Origin of the sequence: Pantoea agglomerans NBRC 102470 (assembly GCF_001598475.1) — a bacterium.
GTDB classification, from domain to species: Bacteria; Pseudomonadota; Gammaproteobacteria; order Enterobacterales; family Enterobacteriaceae; genus Pantoea; species Pantoea agglomerans.
Genome location: NZ_BCZA01000002.1, coordinates 517,056 through 534,659, shown reverse-complemented (window position 1 = coordinate 534,659; position 17,604 = coordinate 517,056). Strand labels below are relative to the sequence as shown.

Sequence of the window (17,604 nt, the reverse complement as noted above, 5' to 3'; positions counted from 1 at the left end):
AGACGGTTTTTTCAGGCAAATAAGGAGCAGGAAATGAGTCAGAATCAAACCCGGCAGTTGGGTGACAGTGGTATCGCGGTGCCGTTGCTGACGTTTGGCGGCAACGTGTTTGGCTGGACAGTGGATCAAACCACCTCCTTTTCTCTGCTGGATGCGCTGGTGGACCGAGGCCTGTGGTTTATCGATACCGCCGACGTCTATTCCCGCTGGGCACCGGGCAATAAAGGCGGTGAATCGGAAACCATTATGGGTGAATGGCTGAAAAAAAGCGGCAAACGCGACCAGATCGTGCTGGCAACCAAGGTTGGCATGGAATTGTCGCCGGAGAAAACCGGGCTGAAACCGCAATATATCCGTCAGGCAGTTGAAGATTCACTGCGCCGGTTGCAGACCGACTATATCGATCTCTACCAGGCGCACCGCGACGATCAGGATACGCCGCTGGCAGAAACCCTGAGCGCCTTCGACAGCCTGATCAGAGAGGGCAAAGTGCGGGCGATTGGTGCTTCCAATTACAGCGCGGCACGGCTGCAGGAGGCGTTGCAGGTCAGTGAAACGCAGGGGCTGGCGCGCTATGAAACCCTGCAACCTGAATACAACCTTTATGACCGCCAGCCCTATGAATCGGAGCTGGAGCCGGTGGTGATGGCGCAGGGGCTGGGCGTGATTAACTACTATTCACTCGCCAGCGGCTTTCTCAGTGGCAAATACCGCGAGGCGGCAGATGCGGGTAAAAGCGCGCGCGGTCAGGGTGTCGTAGATAAATACCTTAACCCGCGCGGTTTGCGGATCCTCGACGCACTGGACGCTATCAGCGAAGCGCATCAGGTGACGCCGACGCAGGTGGCGCTGGCCTGGCTGATCGCCCGTCCCGGTATCACCGCACCGATTGTCAGTGCCACCTCGCTGAAACAGCTCGACGATCTGACTGGCGCGATGCAGCTGACGCTGACACCGGCGCAGATTGAACAACTGAATCAGGCAAGCCAGTAAACACAAGGGGCGATAGCGCCCCTTTTTACGCTACACCTGTCAAAAAATTGGCACCCCGCCCAGAGAATAACCAATCAGCGATCCCGATCACAAATGCGTTAATAAACGGATGTTACGGGTAATTATGCGCACGTATTTACAAAAAACAGAGGTTATCCAGCACTATCCTCTGCGCGTCATTTTCCGTAACTTACATAAGAATAAGCAAGATGAAAAACAGAAAAGCAGAGCAGCGTTTCCCGCTGCGCCGTGTGGCAACCGGCACCCTGATCCTGGCCATGTTTTCCGCGCAGGCGTTTGCCGCTGACGCCCTGAGCCCGGACTCCGAATGGATGTTTGGTGACTGGGGCGGGTACCGAACGCAGCTGCAGGACGACGGCATTAAGTTTGACGTTAACTACACCATGGAAAGCGCCGCGAATTTAGGCGGCGGGGCAGATACCAATACCACCATGCGCTACAGCGATCAGTGGTCGTTTGGCACCAATTTCGATCTGCAGAAGTTGCTGGACTGGCAGGATGCCGAGTTCCAGATGACCGTGACCAGTCGTAACGGACAGAATCTTTCTGAACAGGTCGCGGATCAACGCACCGGTATGCTCTCCTCGGTGCAGGAGGTTTACGGTCGCGGCCAGACCTGGCGTCTGACCCAGTTCTGGTTGCGCAAAGGATTGTTTAACGATGTGGTCGATGTGAAAGCCGGGCGGGTGACGGTAGGGGAAGACTTCGATAACTTCGATGGCAATCTGTTCCAGAACCTGGCTCTGGGCAGCGGGCAGGCGGGTAACTGGCGCGGCGATCGCTGGTTTAACTGGCCGGTCTCGCAGTGGGGCGGCCGGGTGAAATTCAATATCACGCCGGACGTTTTCTTCCAGGTCGGTTTCTATAATCAGAACAGCGCTAACTACGATCGCGGTGATGGTTTCCGTCTGGATACCAGCAATTCAGAAGGGAATCTGGTGCCGGTCGAACTGGGCTGGAAACCAACCTTCGGGCCGGAGAAATTACCGGGTAACTACCGCATCGGCTATTACTATTCCTCAGTGGATGGCGATGTTTATGGCAGCTGGCGCAACGGCGGCTATCAGGATCAGGCCCATTCCTATGGCGGCTATCTGCTGTTACAGCAACAGCTGACCGCGCAGGATGGCGATGTGAATCGCGGTCTGGGCGTGCGGGTGCAGGCGGTGATGAACGATCACAAGACCTCAAAGACCGACAACTACCAGTCTATTGCGTTTACCTGGACAGGCCCGTTTGATGCCCGTCCTCAGGATGAGATCGGCGTGGGCGCATCACGTGTTCATGTGAACAGCGACTATACCCGCTCACTGCGTCAGCAGAATCAGGCTAATGGCGAGAGCCGCTTTGACAGCCCGACCTATCTGCCGATTCAGGAAGGCTCAGAGTACAACTATGAGGTTTACTACAACGCTAAAGTAACTAACTGGATGTCACTGCGTCCTAACCTGCAGTATGTGGTTGCCCCTGGCGCAGTCAGTGAAGTGAAAGATGCGTTTATCGGCGGTATCAGCGCCAATATTGCATTCTGATTTTCCGGGCGAGCGAGCCGCAGTACGGGCCTGAGCACCTCTGCTGCTGCCGGGCCGTCCTCGCGCCGCTCACGCGGTACCTTCGGCTTTGACGTCGTGCCGACGAACCGTTCGGGGATCGGCCCTCCCTGGCCGGCCCCGAACTGTCCACGCTTCCCGGCGTGGACTTCTGGCCCGGCGTCACGCCTGAGCGCTGCGGATAGCCCTTTCAGCAGCAGAGGCGCTCAGGCCTCCACTCTCGTGCCCTTTCTGACAACATGCACTCAAGCTTCAGAGCAGGCCGGGGCCCGGCACCAGACTGCGTTATCACCTGTCGCTTAACTGACTGGCATTACACCCTCAGGTGCCGTCTTTGTTATTGCAGTGCAAGCCTAGCGGAACATCACTTCCGCCCAGCGGGCCAGCCCTGCGGTGACGGAGGCGAAATCATCGCCGCCCACAATCGGTGTATCCGGCAGCGTCTGCTGCAGCGCCGCGCGCAGCAACGGCGAACGCGCACTGCCGCCGGTCAGGTAAATCACATCAGGCTTAATCTGGCTGGTGGCTAATGCCAGCTGCACCTGTTCCAGAATTTTCTCCAGCGGCTGACTGATGGCGTCCTGCAGCTGATCCACGCCAATCTCTGTCTCTAATGCGGCGGCAATAAAGTCCAGGGAAGCGGTATACGCCGGGCTGGCTGACAGCGCAATCTTGCTCTCTTCCGCTGCGCGTACCAGGCGATAACTGAGCTTCTGCTGCCACACTTTCAGCAGGCGAGCCACTACGTCACCCTGTTCCGCATCACGCACTAAATCCCGCAGCCACTTTCCGCAGGCGGGACTGTAAAAGTCACTTTGTGCCGGCACATCATTGATGGCGATCGCATTCCACCACGGCAGCGCAGGCAGGGCGGTGCCTTTCTGGGTGTTACCGCCCAGACCGAGTAGCGGCATCAGGGTCTTAAACGTCAGCATGATGTCCAGGTCGTTACCGCCGACACGGCAACCGCTGTGGCCCAGCAGGCTTTCACGGCGGTCAGCTTTATCACGCCACTTCGGCCCCATCAGCAACATTGAGCAGTCGGTAGTACCACCGCCAATATCCACCACCAGTACCCGCGTCTCCTGCTGCAGCGTGGCTTCGAAATCGAGTCCGGCCGCCACCGGTTCGAACTGAAACTCTACGTCGCGGAAACCGGCGCGGTGAGCGGCGCGCAGCAGAATACCTTCAGCCTGCTGGTTAGACTCTTCACTGCCTAAACCCTGGAAGTTGACTGGTCGGCCGATTACCGCCTGATCGATAGCCTGATCGATAGCCTGATCAAGCTGGCTTTCACCCTGCTTGCGGATATGCAGCATCATGGCGCAGACCAGATCTTCAAACAGGGCAATCTGCTGTGGCTTCAGGCCAGTAGCACCGAGGAACGATTTGGGGGATTTAACGAACCAGACATCTTCGGGATCGACCATATAGTGCTGCAGCGCGGTGAGGCCAAACTGCACGCTATTGGGCTGGACGTCGATATCTTCTTCGCGGTTATATCGCAGCGCGCGCTGCAGCAGCGCCGTGGTTTCGCTGTCAGGTGTCGCGACCTGATGATGACGATAGAGCCATTCGCTGATCGACTCGCGGGTCGGCGCACAGATCATCGACGGCAGCAGGCGCTGATCATTTTCCAGCGTTAACAGACGTGGCGTGCCATTTTCGCTGACTGCAATAGAGCAGTTAGCCGTGCCGTAATCGAATCCTATGAACATTTTCGCCCCCATGCCGGAAAAAAGGGGGCGACTTTAGCGCAGCTTCAGCAGGGTGGCAAGCGGGCAGCGCCGGAATTAACGAATAGCGAAGATGTGATCTTCAGCCAGTGAACGCAACGGCTGGCGCTCCGCCACGGCACTGCCCCAGACGCCATTAACATCGAGGTTAGCCAGGGTGCTGAGCAGGGCCGGTACCGAAACCGGACCGGCCAGCACCGAGATATTGCGCTGTGTTGCCTGGCCCTGAATGATGGTCAGCAGCATCTCATCCATCAGATTATTGTGAACGTTGGCAACCAGTTCAGGTGCCAGCACCAGATAATCGACCACCTCGTCACTCAGCAGATTAAAAGCATCCAGATTACGGCCAAAATGCTGCAATACGATGCGGCAGCCGCACTGCCGCAGTTGCAGCAGCGCGGCATAGAGCTGATCGCCCTGGCTCAGCACGCTGGCGGCAGGGAAAGCAAAACCACAGCCGCTGCTGGAGAGACCGGCGGCAACAAAGCGCTGGCAGAGTTGCTGCACAAAGGCGGCATCACTCAGCACCTGGGCATTGAGCGGCAGAATCACCGGAATGCCTTTGTTATTGAGCCGCTGCACGTCGTGGCGGAAAAAAGCCTCAAGAATATTATTATCCAGCCGGCGACGCAGCGTTTCATCAGGCAGGTTATTGCGCAGCAGTGTCTCATCCAGCAGCAATCCGTCAGCGGTTAACAGCTGCACCTCAAGCAGCCAGATAAAGGCTGCCTGCGGCGTTTTTGGCGGGGCAACGGCCCAGGCGGGCAGTTCGATCTGCAGCGCATCAATCATCGCCGCATCCATGCCCTGATGGTTGCCCGACAGCGGTAAGCGATGCTGTTCGTAGACCACCAGCCGTCCGCGCCCGCTGCGTTTGGCGTTGTAACAGGCGATGTCCGCCTGCGAAAGCACGTCGCTGCTCTGATAGTTTTCTGCTGAAATCTGCGTCACGCCCGCGCTGGCACCGACCTGATAGAGGCGTCCCAGCCACTGGAACCGGTAATCATTTACCGCGGCGACAATGCGCTGCACCACATTATGTGCCTGTGCGATATCGCAATCGGGCATCAGTAGTGCAAACTCATCACCGCCCAGTCGCGCAAGGAAATCGCTGCTGCGCAGAGGGTGCTGCATCAGATCGGAGAGTTCGCGCAGTAACGCATCGCCTGCAGCATGCCCGGCGCTGTCATTGACCGCTTTAAACTTATCAAGGTCGATAAACACCAGCACATGCTGATGCTGATGTTCAGCGGCATCAAACAGCAGACGCTTAAGCTGAAGTTCGAAGCTGGCGCGGTTAGGCAGACGGGTCAGGGTGTCATGCAGCGCGCTGTAGCTCAGGCGCTTCATCAGTTTGCGTGACTCACTCACATCCTGAATGACCATCACCGCCCCCTGTTCCAGACCCGCTTCCGAACGCAGCGGCGTGATGCTGTAGTGAATATCCATATGGCCGCCATCCGGGCTATGCAGCACCAGATCTTCAGCGAGACCGGGGGTGACTTTTTCCGGCGGCAGCTGGCATAACAGCAAACTCTCTACCTCAGGGCCGTTACGTCCCTGCGTGATATGCAGCAGCTCACTCAGCGGCTGACCGGCGGCCTGCTCCTGCGACCAGCCACTCATTTTCTCCGCCACCGGATTCATAAAGGCAACGCGCATCTCTTTATCGGTGCTGATGACCGCTTCGCCGATCGAATCCAGGGTGATCGCCATGCGCTCTTTCTCCTGAAACAGCGCCTCATTAAGATTGCGTAGCGGCGTGATGTCCTGACAGATGCCCAGCATACGCTCAATGCGGCCTTCTTTACTCAGCAGCCGGTTGGCCTGAGTGCGCACCCAGCGATGTCCCTGGTCATCGACCACGCGGTACTCCATGTGAAACGCGCTGCGAAGCTCAATCGCCTGTTGCACCGTCAGTGCGGCATACTCGCGATCGGCGGGATGCAGCAGATGGATCCAGAGGTCATAGCTGGGTGACTCATGCGGGGCAAGACCAAACAGCGCGTACATGCGCTTGTCCCATAACATCTCGCCGGTCAGCAGGTTCCACTCCCATACGCCAATGCCACCCGCTTCGTTGGCCAGCGTAATACGCTCCATCAGCCGGCGATTCACCTGCTCGCTCTGCTTCAGCTCAGAGATATCGATAATCTGCGCAATAAAGTAGAGCGGTTCCTGGTTACCATCGCGCACCAGCGATACCGTCAGCCGCGCCCAGACAATCTCGCCATCTTTGCGGAAATAGCGCTTCTCAAAGGTGTAGGTATCAATCTCACCCGCCAGCAGTCGGTTCGCATGTTGCAAATCCAGGCTGAGATCGTCGGGATGGGTGATCTGCTGAAAGGTCAGCCGCTTCAGCTCCTCAGCCGGATAGCCCAGGATCTGGCACAGCGAGCGGTTGACCTGCAACCAGATGCCGTGGGGCGCCACCAGCGCCATCCCAATGGCGGAGTACTCCATTGCGTGACGGAAGCGGGTTTCACTGTCAGTGATATGGAGCTTTTCGCGCCGGAACGCATCCATCACCAGCGACATAATGTGACTGGGGATTAGCACCAGCAGGAACGGCAGCCAGCTGGAGACCGGGCCCAGCGCGCTGTTGTTGTTCACCACGGTGACCAGATCAAAGGCGAGCAGTATCGAGATAAAACTGGCGTTCAGGAAGAACAGCACGAACGCCTGCAGCTTGGGCAGGCGAACCGCGCACCAGAAGAGGATCACCACGATAAAGGTAAAGGGCCACGGCAAAAAGCGCAGCGCCAGATAACTGGCCCCGAGGGTGAGAAGAAGCGTCAGCAGAGCTTCGGCAAGGCGCAGATTGCTGAACCCCGTGCGACGCAGCGGCCACGGCAGCAGTAACAGCATCGGGCCTAACACCAGCATGCCGATGATTTCGGAGATCACCCAGGTATAAAAGAAGGGAAACGAGGCGTGGCCGGTGACCTGTAGCGTCCAGAGTGCCAGCAGGCCGCCGAGCACCGGCGTCACGATGCCCACCGACAGTACCATCCGTGCCCAGTCATGCAGCGAATCCAGCGGCGCGCGCCGATCCAGCAGGGCGCGCAGCAGCATGCCACCCACACCGGCCTGGATAAGATTGAGCAGGGCGAATTTAATGTTCGAGAGGGCAGGCCCGATGATGATGGCGTTAGCCCCGGCGGTGCCAAGCACGCAGGCTGTCAGCAGCAGCGGGAGCTGGCGTGACGGGCAGCGGAAAACCACGACGGTCATTAACGTAGTCGGAAACCAGAGCGGGGAGATTTTGCCGCTGACGACGATCAGTTCCAGACAGAAGAGTGTCAGGACAAACACCACGCAGCCAAGGAGCAGCGCCGAGAGCCAGCGGTTTGGCGTGCTATTTTGCGGGGACAGGATCTCTATCGTCATGCGGACTTCCGGCAGGGTGCAACGCTCCACAATGGCGAATCAGGCACCAGTCATTCTCTCACTGCATGCTAGCACATCCGGCAAAGAAAAAAGGGGTGAAATCAATATTGCCCGTTATTCGGCGAATTGACGGGCACGCTAAGATTGATTGCCAGCACGTTGATTACTGGCGGAAAAGATCGGCGCGGGTATAGGGTTTCTCCATGCCCGCAAGGCTGGCGGCGAAACGCTCCAGGAATTGCTGCGTGGTGGCGACACGACCGTGACTCATCAATACAAACGGCACTAACAGCGCAGCACCGACCTGCGGCCAGCTGAAGCCTTTGAGCGAGGTGCGACGCTGGGAGATCAGAAACGCCGTGCTCAGCGTGAAGCCCAGCAGCAGCCCGGTGACCACCTCACTTTTTGAGTGTGCGTGGATGACCAGGCGGGAGAAACCGACCATCAGGGGAATCAGATAGCCAACCCCAATCGCCGCAATGCGCCACATCGCGGACCAGCGCCCGGAAATCAGCCATAGCATGACCGGCCACAGCGTGGCGGACATGGCACTATGACCGCTGAAACCGGTAAAATTAAAGCGGGCGCTGCCGATGCCAAACCCCAGAAACAGAATTTTAGAGATGCTGACGGTCAGGCCAGCCAGGCCAAATGCCACAATCCAGTAAAAGACCGTATGACGATTATCACTCTTCCACGGCAAAATCAGCGCAATAATCACCGCTGTTGGAATCAACAGCATGCTGTCGCCAAAATAGGTCAAAGTCTTCCAGTGCATACCACTCCTGATGCATCTTCGGTCGTCACGTTAGCGACACGCTTTGTCTGAACAGCGCGCCGCGCAGGCCATTTTTTTTATAGTATGGTGTGCCGCTAGTTTATCGGTGAAATGAGTGGCGTCCAAAGGAGAAAGTCTGAAAAGTCGCCGACGCCATTTCTCTGGCATCAAAAGGCCGAAATCCCTATACTTAGCGCGAACACACCCTCTCCATTTCGGCCCGTCCGCTGCCCGCGTAATGTGTGACCAGTGGCAGGCTCCAGTTATCAGGTCTTAAAAAAGTATGACTGACAAGTCTCATCAGTGCGTGATTGTAGGCATTGCCGGCGCTTCCGCATCCGGTAAAAGTTTAATTGCCAGCACGCTCTATCGTGAAATCCGTGATCAGGTAGGTGGCGAGCACATCGGGGTCATCCCGGAAGATGCTTATTACAAAGATCAAAGTCACCTCACCATGGAAGAGAGGGTTAAAACCAATTATGACCATCCGAGCGCGATGGATCATGATTTGCTGTTGCAGCATCTGCAGGCGGTCAAAGCCGGTCAGGATATTGAGCTGCCGGTTTACAGCTACGTTGAGCACACCCGCACCCAGCAAACGCATCATCTGAGCGCAAAAAAGGTCATCATCCTTGAAGGCATTCTGCTGTTAACCGATGCCCGTCTGCGCCAGGAACTCAACTTCTCTATCTTCGTGGACACGCCGCTCGACATCTGTCTGATGCGCCGAATGAAACGTGACGTCAATGAGCGTGGCCGCTCAATGGATTCGGTAATGAGTCAGTATCAGAAGACCGTGCGTCCGATGTTCCTGCAGTTTATCGAGCCATCAAAACAGTACGCCGATATCATTGTGCCGCGCGGCGGAAAAAACCGTATCGCCATCGATATCCTCAAGGCGAAAATCAACCAGTTTTTTGAATAACGCACGTCCGTCCGGACGTGGTGCAGACCGGCGGCAGGCACGCATGCCGGTTTGCTACACTTATGCCATGGAGTTACCGCAATGAGATTATGCGATCGCGATATTGAAGCCTGGCTGGACAATGGCAAACTGGCCATTGAGCCACGCCCGCCGGTCGAGCGCATTAACGGGGCGACCGTCGATGTGCGTCTGGGTAATCAGTTCCGCACCTTCAGCGGTCATACCGCGGCCTTTATCGATCTGAGCGGCCCGAAACAGGAAGTGAGCGCGGCACTGGATCGGGTCATGAGCGATGAGATCGTGTTGCCTGATGGCGAAGCTTTTTTCCTCCATCCGGGAGAGCTGGCGCTGGCGGTGACGCTGGAGTCCGTGACGCTGCCTGACGATCTGGTCGGCTGGCTGGATGGCCGTTCATCGCTGGCGCGACTTGGGTTAATGGTACACGTTACGGCTCACCGCATCGATCCTGGCTGGCAGGGCCGTATCGTGCTGGAGTTCTACAATTCAGGTAAACTGCCGCTGGCTCTGCGTCCCGGCATGTTGATCGGCGCGCTGAGTTTTGAACCGCTTTCAGGCCCGGCTGCGCGTCCCTACAACCGGCGTGAAGATGCGAAATATCGCGGTCAGCAGGGCGCTGATGCCAGCCGTATCGACAAAGACTGATCTGAGGATGTAATGAAAAGAGTGATAACCACGCTGGCCATCCTGTTAGTGGTGGTCGTAACGGGAATGAGCGCGCTGGTGCTGCTGGTCAATCCCAACGACTTTCGTGCCTATATGGTGCAGCAGGTCGAACAACGCAGTGGTTATCGCCTTGAGGTCAGCAGCGATCTGCGCTGGCACGTCTGGCCTCAGCTCAGCATTCTGGCCGGCCGGATGAGTCTTACCGCGCCGGGCGCCAGCCAGCCAATGGTCTCGGCGGAAAACATGCGGCTGGATGTTGATCTCTGGCCACTGTTATCCCATCAGCTCAGCGTCAGCCAGGTGATGCTGAAAAATGCGATAGTGCGGGTGACGCCAGATAGCCGCGCGCAGCGTGCCAGAAATGCGCCTCAGGGTCCGCGTGATGCGGAGCCGGCTTCGCCTTCCAGCGGCTGGTCATTTGATATCGCTAAACTGCGGGTAGCAGACAGTCTGTTGATCTGGCAGCAGCCAGGCGGCGACGAATATAATTTCCGCGACCTCAACATTAATATGGAACAGGACGCGAACAAGCTGGCGACCCTGTCGCTGAGCACTACGCTGATGCGCAACCAGCGCAACGCCACACTGAATCTCAAAGGCCAGCTGGATGCCGCGCAATATCCCCATCGCCTCAGCGGCCAGTTGCAGCAGCTTGATTACACCTTGTCCGGCGCCGACATTCCGGCACAGGGGATCAAAGGCTCGCTGAGCCTGCAGGGCGAGTGGGATGGTGACCGCCAGCAGCTCTCCTTCAGTAATCTGCAGCTCACCGCCAATGACAGCACCCTGACCGGGCAGGGCAGTGGCCATATTGCGCCACCGCAGCAGCTGGCACTGGATCTGAAAGCCAGCAACCTTAACGTCGATAATTTACTCACCAGTGCGCCCGTCTCTGACGCACCTGGCGTGCAGCACGCCACCGTGGCCCGTTCGCCGGTAATAGCTGCGCCGCGGGAACGCAGCAACGCCGACTCTCCGCTGAATGACCTGGATCTGGCGCTGAAGTTACAGGCTGACAATGCGGTATGGCGCGGACTCTCTCTGACCAATCTTTCGGTGAACGCCAGCAATCAGCAGGGAGTGATGACGCTGAAGACGCTCAGCGGCAAGCTGGGCAATGGCAGCTTCTCAATTCCCGGCAGTATTGATATCCGTCAGCCAGAGACGCGGGTCAGCCTTAAACCCCAACTCCGGTTAATTGCGATTCAGCCGCTGCTTAAAGCGTTTGAACTGCCGGAAAGCGTGCAGGGGAATCTGAGTCTGGATGGCGACCTGTCGGGCGATACGCTGACGGTCGAAGCAGCCAAACGTCGCTGGCAGGGCAGGGCGACCATCAGTGCCAGCAACCTGAAGCTGGCAGAGCTGAATCTGCAGCAGATGGTGCAGCGTGCCGTGGCGCGGGTCAGCGATAAGGTCAGCAGCGATCAGGCGGTGGATGAGGGGATTGAGTCGATTAGCGCACAGGTGGCGCTGAATAAGGGCGTACTCAGCTTCAGCGATATCAATGGCAACGGCCAGAATCTGGGCCTGCAGGGTGCGGGCAAAGTTGACATGGTGCAGCAACAGCTGGATATGACCCTGGGGCTGAAAATCAGCGGCTGGCATGGCGATGATGCGCTGGTGAAGGCGCTCTCCAGTCAGTCGGTTCCGCTGCGCATGTATGGTCGCTGGGACAACCTGCAATACTCTCTGCCGGTGGATGACGTTCTGCGTAACCGGCTGCAGAGTGAGGCGAAATCACGGCTGAATCAGTGGATCGATCGCCAGAAAGAGGGCGAGAACAAAGAGAACCTGAAGAAAATCATGCGCCCGTAGCGGGCGCATTCCCTTCGGCCTGCTAATCGCTCAGACTTCGTAACTGATATCGGGCTGCAGCAGGATCTCGACTTTCTGCACCCGATGATTTTCGACCTGCAGCGTTCGCAGCAGATAGTCACCCAGTTGCAACACTTCGCCTTCCTGAGGGATGTGTTGCAGCTTATCCATCAGTAATCCCGCCAGCGTATGATAGTCACCCTGCTCATCGAGCGGCAATTTCACATAGAGCGCCAGATCTTCCAGCGGCATATGACCGTTAGCAATCCAGTGACCTTCATCCTGAATCTGAATATCGTAGCGAGCATCGATTTCACCCGCCTCATTCGGCAGATTGCCGGCGATGGTCTCCATTACATCGCTCAGCGTCACCACGCCTTCCACCGAACCAAACTCATCAACCACAAAGGCGAAGTGAGTATGGGCCTGACGAAACTGTTCCAGCGCCTGCAGCACCGTCAGCCGTTCAGGAAAGACCAGCGGCTGTCGAATCAGGGCGCGTAAATCGAGGGAGTTCTGGTGCAGTGACTGGTGCAGCAGATCGATAACGTGAACCACGCCCAGCGGTTCGCTGGAGTGATCCGTGATCAGTATTCGCGTGTGCTGGTTGCGGTCGAGGCGCGACATAATCTCTGCCGGATCATCACTGAGATCGATATGTTCGACGTCGTGGCGCGAGGTCATGATGCTGTTAATGTGGCGCTGACCCATGCCCAGTACGCGGGCAATCATCACCCGTTCCTGCCGGTTAAACAGCATGCTGTCATCGCTGTCAGCAATCAGTGACGAGGTTTTCGCATCCAGCTCCGCCGGTTCTGCCGCGCCGCGCAGCAGCCGTAACACCGCTTCCGCCGTGCGCTGGCGTAGCGGACGACCGGCCGACAGCACCCGACGACGATTAAAGTGCGCCAGCTGGTTCAGTGCCTCAATGACCACCGAGAAGCCGATTGCCGCATAGAGGTAGCCTTTGGGAATCACAAAACCAAAGCCTTCCGCCACCAGGCTGAAGCCGATCATCAGCAGAAAGCTTAAGCAGAGGATCACAATCGTCGGATGGTTGTTCACGAAGCGGGTTAACGGCTTGCTGGCGAGCAGCATCAGCAGAATGGCGATGGTAACCGCAATCATCATGACCGGTAAGTCATTAACCATGCCGACGGCAGTAATCACCGCATCCAGCGAGAAGATGGCATCCAGCACCACGATTTGCGCCACCACCGGCCAGAATTTAGCGCCGCCTTTTTGTTGACCGGACGCCTCATCATCCCCTTCAAGACGCTCATTCAACTCTGTGGTGGCTTTAAATAGCAGGAAAATCCCGCCTGTCAGCAGCAGTAAATCGCGCGCACTGAAGGGGTGGCCCATAAGCGTAATCCAGGGTTCTTTCAGCGTAACCAGCCAGGAAAGCGATGCCAGCAGCAATAATCGGCACAATAACGCCAGCAGCAGTCCAATCACGCGCGCGCGGTCGCGAAGCGGCCCTGGAAGCTTCTCAACCAGGATGGCGATGAAGATCAGATTGTCGATGCCTAAAACCAGTTCCAGAACGATTAGCGTGACTAATCCCGCCCATAGCGAGGGATCTGCAATTACCTCCAGCATGCGTTGTTCACCTGAATGTCTTAAATTGAGTTTTCTCTGATGATAGTGGAGTGCGAAGCCACGTACAAATGGCAGGGCAGGGGGCATGTTCTCAGATAACCGCGCTATATCGTGCAAAATATGAACATAATAGTGTGACGCTTTGATTAACTTCACAGGGCGCAGTAGAGATAATTCTTAGTCATTGGCTGACAGGAAAGAGATATTCACCTGTCGGGCTTATGCGATTTATCTCATCGGGAGTATGGCATTAATCCGAATTGTGAAGAAAGGATTGCACTGCCCGTCAGGCCTCAATACTAATTGCTGGTAGTCTTTTTCCTAAAATAGTCCAGGGATGGCGGGACCTGCTTGTAAACAAGCCAGTAATAACTAGTATAGCAACAAGTTAGCAAACTCTGCCCCAGAGTCGTAATCTGCGTACCTATTCGACATTAATCGCAATGTCACGAATGAGTAATTCGCCTGTGAACGTCTGTATGATGCGTTGCGGTAACGCTAACACATTACGGGGAGCATTATGAATGATGACAGCGATATTGGCAGCGACAGCCAAGGGCGGTAGCGTGCCCGAATCGCGTTTTTGTTGATAAAGTGAGCAGCGCTGGCGGTGGTTAAGTCAGAGTAATCTGTTGGTATTCATCACGATATTATTGGTTTCATGGTTAAGATCATTGGCGTAAACGCCGCAGGAGCTCCCCTTAGAAACGGCTCACTCTGGAGAGGTTTCGTCGCTTAATGATTAAACAGGCGATAGCCGTTGCGGGTTTAAGGAAATAAAATAAAGAGTTAAATATGCGCGATACAGAATTTACGTTTAAAAGTCTTATTACCAAATTAATGCTGGCATGTTCAGACTTAATTTGTTTCAACGCAGCGTTCTTTTTGGCGATGATGCTAATTAATTTGCAGTCAGATTCGCCGCTGGCAGATATTTCTGAAAAAGAAATGAATTTAAAAATTGCCACACACATTTGTCTGTCGGTAATTTGTATTGGCTGGTTCTGGGTAAGGCTGCGTCACTACACTTACCGCAAACCTTTCTGGTTCGAATTAAAAGAAGTTTTTCGTACCATTCTTATATTTTCTGTTATCGACCTGTCGATTACCGCCCTGTCGCAGTGGCAGATGTCGCGTTTCGTCTGGTTACTGACCTGGATCCTGGCGCTGATTTTAATTCCGACCTGCCGCGCGCTTTCTAAACGTCTGCTGAATAAAAATGGCTTGTGGAAAAAACAGACCATTATTATCGGCAGCAGCAAAAATGCGCACGAAGCCTGGCAGGCGCTGCAAAGCGAAGAGGTCATGGGTTTTGACGTTATCGCCTTCTATGACGTTGATGGAACCTGTCCGCAGGAGATCATGAACGGCGTGCCGGTGCTGCGCGACGAGCAGGAGCTCTGGAGCCTCACCAACAGCGAAACGCAGTTTATCGTTGCGGTTGAGTATGAGCAGAGTCAGTACCGTGATGTCTGGCTTAAATCGCTGGCGATGCACAACTGCCGTTCAGTGTCAGTGATCCCAACCCTGCGTGGTGTACCGCTCTACGGTACCGACATGGCCTATATCTTCAGCCATGAAGTGATGATCCTGCGGGTTCAGAACAACCTGGCTAAACGCACGTCGCGCTTCCTGAAGCGGGCATTCGATATCGTGGGTGCGCTCTCGATTATCCTGATGCTGATGCCAGCGCTGCTGGTACTGGGCTTCCTGGTGGGTCGTGACGGTGGACCACCGATTTATGGTCACGAGCGTGTGGGAATGAATGGCCGTAAATTCAAATGCCTGAAATTCCGCTCGATGGTCATTAATTCAAAAGAAGTGCTGGAAGAGGTGCTGCGCACTGATCCGATTGCCCGTGCAGAATGGGATAAAGATTTCAAACTCAAAAATGATCCACGTATTACTAAAGTGGGCCACTTCATCCGTAAAACAAGCCTCGATGAGCTCCCTCAGCTCTGGAACGTGGTGCGCGGTGATATGAGTCTGGTCGGACCGCGTCCGGTCATTGAAGATGAACTCTGTCGTTATGCCGGTGATGTTGATTATTACCTGATGGCAAAGCCAGGCATGACGGGATTGTGGCAGGTCAGCGGTCGTAATGATGTTGACTATGAAACCCGCGTCTATTTCGACTCGTGGTACGTGAAAAACTGGTCACTGTGGAACGACATCGCGATTCTGTTTAAAACAGTGGGCGTGGTGTTGAAACGCGATGGTGCCTATTAATCGTGAGTCGGAATGAGCGCGTTAATGCGCGCTCAGAGGTGTTTTGCCGTTGTCAGGCGTGTCGTTGATAGTGGCCATCATCAGGGATATCGCTGTGCATCCATAGTCCGCTATGATGCGTGGCGTTCAGGGTACACCCTGGTAGATGGCCGCTACTTATAACAAGTGGAGCAAGGATAATGAACGACAGGTTCAGTGCTTAAGTCAGGTAGGATTTACTTTTTGTTGGACGCTTACACAGCGGCGGTTTCGCCTCTATCAATAAATAACTGATAGCGAAGATCTAAATGATTACAATCAAAATGAAATTGATACCCTTGCTGGTATCCGCCACATTCCTTAGCGGGTGTACGATCGAACCAGGTTCTCACCTTTCTACATCAGGAAAAGATGTTGTTGAACAGCAGGATAGCAACTTTGACATCGATAAATATGTCAACGTCTTCCCGTTAACGCCTTCACTGGTTGAAAGGATGCGTCCGAAGCCACTGGTGGCTCAGACGAATCCTGCCCTGCAGAACGAAATTCAGAACTACGAATACCGTATCGGTGTGGGCGATGTCCTGACCGTAACGGTCTGGGATCACCCGGAACTGACCACCCCAGCGGGTCAGTACCGTAGCGCCAGCGACACCGGTAACTGGGTGCATTCTGACGGCACCATTTTCTATCCCTACATCGGTCGTGTGCGTGTAGCGGGCCGTACCGTCGGCGAAGTGCGTGACGAAGTGTCACGTCGTCTGGCTCAGTACATTGAAAGCCCACAGGTTGATGTCAGCATCGCCTCGTTCAAATCACAGAAAACCTATGTGACGGGTTCAGTGACCACTTCTGGTCAGCAGCCCATCACCAACGTTCCGTTGACGGTGCTGGATGCGATCAACGCCGCTGGCGGCCTGGCCGCTGATGCTGACTGGCGCAACGTGGTGCTGACGCACAACGGTCGTGAACAGCGCATCTCTCTGCAGGCACTGATGCAGAATGGTGACCTGAGCCAGAACCACCTCCTCTATCCAGGCGATATTCTTTACGTTCCGCGTAACGATGATCTGAAAATCTTCGTGATGGGTGAAGTGAAGCAGCAGACCACCCTGAAAATGGACCGTAGCGGCATGACGCTGGCGGAAGCACTGGGCAATGCGGCCGGGATGGATCAAACCACCTCTGACGCCACCGGTGTATTCGTTATCCGTCCACTGCACGGCACCGATCGCAACAAGATTGCCAACATCTATCAGTTGAACACCAAAGATGCGGCATCCATGGTGATGGGAACCGATTTCCAGCTCCAGCCTTACGACATCGTTTATGTCACCTCTACGCCGCTGACGCGCTGGAACCGTGTGATTGGACAGTTGATACCGACCATCGCAGGTATCAACGATGCAACACAGGCCGCATCGCGTATCCGTACCTGGGGTAATTAAGGTCCCGTCATGATTAAGTCCGTGTTAGTCGTTTGCGTTGGCAACATCTGCCGCTCTCCTACCGGAGAGCGCCTGTTTAAACGTGCGCTGCCTGATTTAGACGTTCGCTCTGCCGGCCTGGGGGCGCTGGTCGGCCACCCGGCCGACAAGACGGCGTCTGAAGTCGCTGCTGCGCAGGGTCTGTCGCTGGAAGGACATGAGGCGCAACAGTTGACGGCAGAGATGTGCCGCAATGTTGACCTGATTCTGGTGATGGAAAAGCGACATATTGAACAGGTTAATCGCATCGACCCGGCCGCGCGTGGCAAAACCATGCTGCTTGGGCACTGGCTCAATCAGAAAGAAATTGCGGATCCGTACAGAAAAAGCCGTGAGGCCTTTGAAGAGATTTACGGATTACTGGAAAACGCTACCCAGAAGTGGGTGAACGTATTAAGCCGATAGTTGGGAT

Annotated in this window: 12 protein-coding genes; 8 read left to right on the top strand and 4 right to left on the bottom strand. The window is 55.6% G+C overall.

Annotation, left to right across the window (positions count from 1 at the left end; all coding sequences use genetic code 11):
* Positions 1-33 precede the first annotated feature (33 nt).
* Positions 34-993 (top strand): aldo/keto reductase, encoded by a 960-nt coding sequence (locus tag PAG01S_RS06010; protein WP_010670985.1) that lies wholly within the window; start codon positions 34-36, stop codon positions 991-993.
* Between the two features lie 209 nt (positions 994-1,202).
* A complete protein-coding gene (locus PAG01S_RS06005) occupies positions 1,203-2,546 on the top strand; it encodes a carbohydrate porin (RefSeq protein WP_060680592.1) in 1,344 nt (447 codons plus the stop codon).
* 371 nt (positions 2,547-2,917) lie between these two features.
* Here PAG01S_RS06005 and yegD read toward each other — a convergent pair whose 3' ends face one another.
* The 3 genes from yegD to PAG01S_RS05990 form a co-directional block, all read right to left on the bottom strand.
* Positions 2,918-4,282, bottom strand: coding sequence for a molecular chaperone (gene yegD / locus PAG01S_RS06000; RefSeq protein ID WP_062758048.1), 1,365 nt, complete (start codon positions 4,280-4,282; stop codon positions 2,918-2,920).
* Positions 4,283-4,357: 75 nt separating this feature from the next.
* On the bottom strand, positions 4,358-7,693 hold the full coding sequence (locus PAG01S_RS05995) for a diguanylate cyclase (RefSeq protein ID WP_062758046.1): 3,336 nt from the start codon (positions 7,691-7,693) through the stop codon (positions 4,358-4,360).
* Positions 7,694-7,856: 163 nt separating this feature from the next.
* Positions 7,857-8,471 (bottom strand): phosphatase PAP2 family protein, encoded by a 615-nt coding sequence (locus tag PAG01S_RS05990; protein WP_010248160.1) that lies wholly within the window; start codon positions 8,469-8,471, stop codon positions 7,857-7,859.
* A 283-nt stretch (positions 8,472-8,754) separates the two neighbouring features.
* Here PAG01S_RS05990 and udk point away from each other — a divergent pair, with 283 nt between their 5' ends.
* The 3 genes from udk to asmA all read left to right on the top strand — a co-directional run bounded on the left by udk (position 8,755) and on the right by asmA (position 11,895).
* Positions 8,755-9,396: a uridine kinase gene (gene udk / locus PAG01S_RS05985; RefSeq protein WP_010670982.1), complete on the top strand. Its 642-nt coding sequence runs from the start codon at positions 8,755-8,757 to the stop codon at positions 9,394-9,396.
* Between the two features lie 81 nt (positions 9,397-9,477).
* The gene (gene dcd, locus PAG01S_RS05980; protein WP_004571280.1) at positions 9,478-10,059 is read left to right on the top strand and encodes a dCTP deaminase; all 582 of its coding nucleotides are present in this window, start codon (positions 9,478-9,480) and stop codon (positions 10,057-10,059) included.
* A 12-nt stretch (positions 10,060-10,071) separates the two neighbouring features.
* Positions 10,072-11,895 carry an outer membrane assembly protein AsmA gene (gene asmA / locus PAG01S_RS05975; RefSeq protein WP_062758045.1) on the top strand — a complete coding sequence of 608 codons (1,824 nt, stop codon included), beginning with the start codon at positions 10,072-10,074 and terminating at the stop codon, positions 11,893-11,895.
* Positions 11,896-11,925: 30 nt separating this feature from the next.
* Here asmA and PAG01S_RS05970 read toward each other — a convergent pair whose 3' ends face one another.
* The gene (locus PAG01S_RS05970; protein WP_062758043.1) at positions 11,926-13,497 is read right to left on the bottom strand and encodes a TerC family protein; all 1,572 of its coding nucleotides are present in this window, start codon (positions 13,495-13,497) and stop codon (positions 11,926-11,928) included.
* 795 nt (positions 13,498-14,292) lie between these two features.
* Here PAG01S_RS05970 and wbaP point away from each other — a divergent pair.
* From wbaP to PAG01S_RS05955, 3 genes are all read left to right on the top strand, one after another.
* Complete coding sequence (wbaP, locus tag PAG01S_RS05965) at positions 14,293-15,726, top strand: undecaprenyl-phosphate galactose phosphotransferase WbaP (RefSeq protein ID WP_010248148.1); 1,434 nt, start codon at positions 14,293-14,295, stop codon at positions 15,724-15,726.
* Between the two features lie 287 nt (positions 15,727-16,013).
* A complete protein-coding gene (locus tag PAG01S_RS05960; protein ID WP_010248145.1) occupies positions 16,014-17,153 on the top strand; it encodes a polysaccharide export protein in 1,140 nt (379 codons plus the stop codon).
* 9 nt (positions 17,154-17,162) lie between these two features.
* Entirely contained in the window at positions 17,163-17,597 is a 435-nt protein-coding gene (locus tag PAG01S_RS05955) for an arsenate reductase/protein-tyrosine-phosphatase family protein (RefSeq protein WP_010248142.1), read from the top strand.
* Positions 17,598-17,604 lie beyond the last annotated feature (7 nt).

What these genes read in the sequence shown, in the direction of transcription:
- udk (WP_010670982.1), top strand. Translation starts at nt 8,755, where the DNA reads ATGACTGACAAGTCTCATCAGTGCGTGATTGTAGGCATTGCCGGCGCT.
- PAG01S_RS05970 (WP_062758043.1), bottom strand. Translation starts at nt 13,497, where the DNA reads ATGCTGGAGGTAATTGCAGATCCCTCGCTATGGGCGGGATTAGTCACG.
- wbaP (WP_010248148.1), top strand. Translation starts at nt 14,293, where the DNA reads ATGCGCGATACAGAATTTACGTTTAAAAGTCTTATTACCAAATTAATG.
- PAG01S_RS06005 (WP_060680592.1), top strand. Translation starts at nt 1,203, where the DNA reads ATGAAAAACAGAAAAGCAGAGCAGCGTTTCCCGCTGCGCCGTGTGGCA.
- dcd (WP_004571280.1), top strand. Translation starts at nt 9,478, where the DNA reads ATGAGATTATGCGATCGCGATATTGAAGCCTGGCTGGACAATGGCAAA.
- yegD (WP_062758048.1), bottom strand. Translation starts at nt 4,282, where the DNA reads ATGTTCATAGGATTCGATTACGGCACGGCTAACTGCTCTATTGCAGTC.
- asmA (WP_062758045.1), top strand. Translation starts at nt 10,072, where the DNA reads ATGAAAAGAGTGATAACCACGCTGGCCATCCTGTTAGTGGTGGTCGTA.
- PAG01S_RS05955 (WP_010248142.1), top strand. Translation starts at nt 17,163, where the DNA reads ATGATTAAGTCCGTGTTAGTCGTTTGCGTTGGCAACATCTGCCGCTCT.
- PAG01S_RS05960 (WP_010248145.1), top strand. Translation starts at nt 16,014, where the DNA reads ATGATTACAATCAAAATGAAATTGATACCCTTGCTGGTATCCGCCACA.
- PAG01S_RS05995 (WP_062758046.1), bottom strand. Translation starts at nt 7,693, where the DNA reads ATGACGATAGAGATCCTGTCCCCGCAAAATAGCACGCCAAACCGCTGG.
- PAG01S_RS06010 (WP_010670985.1), top strand. Translation starts at nt 34, where the DNA reads ATGAGTCAGAATCAAACCCGGCAGTTGGGTGACAGTGGTATCGCGGTG.
- PAG01S_RS05990 (WP_010248160.1), bottom strand. Translation starts at nt 8,471, where the DNA reads ATGCACTGGAAGACTTTGACCTATTTTGGCGACAGCATGCTGTTGATT.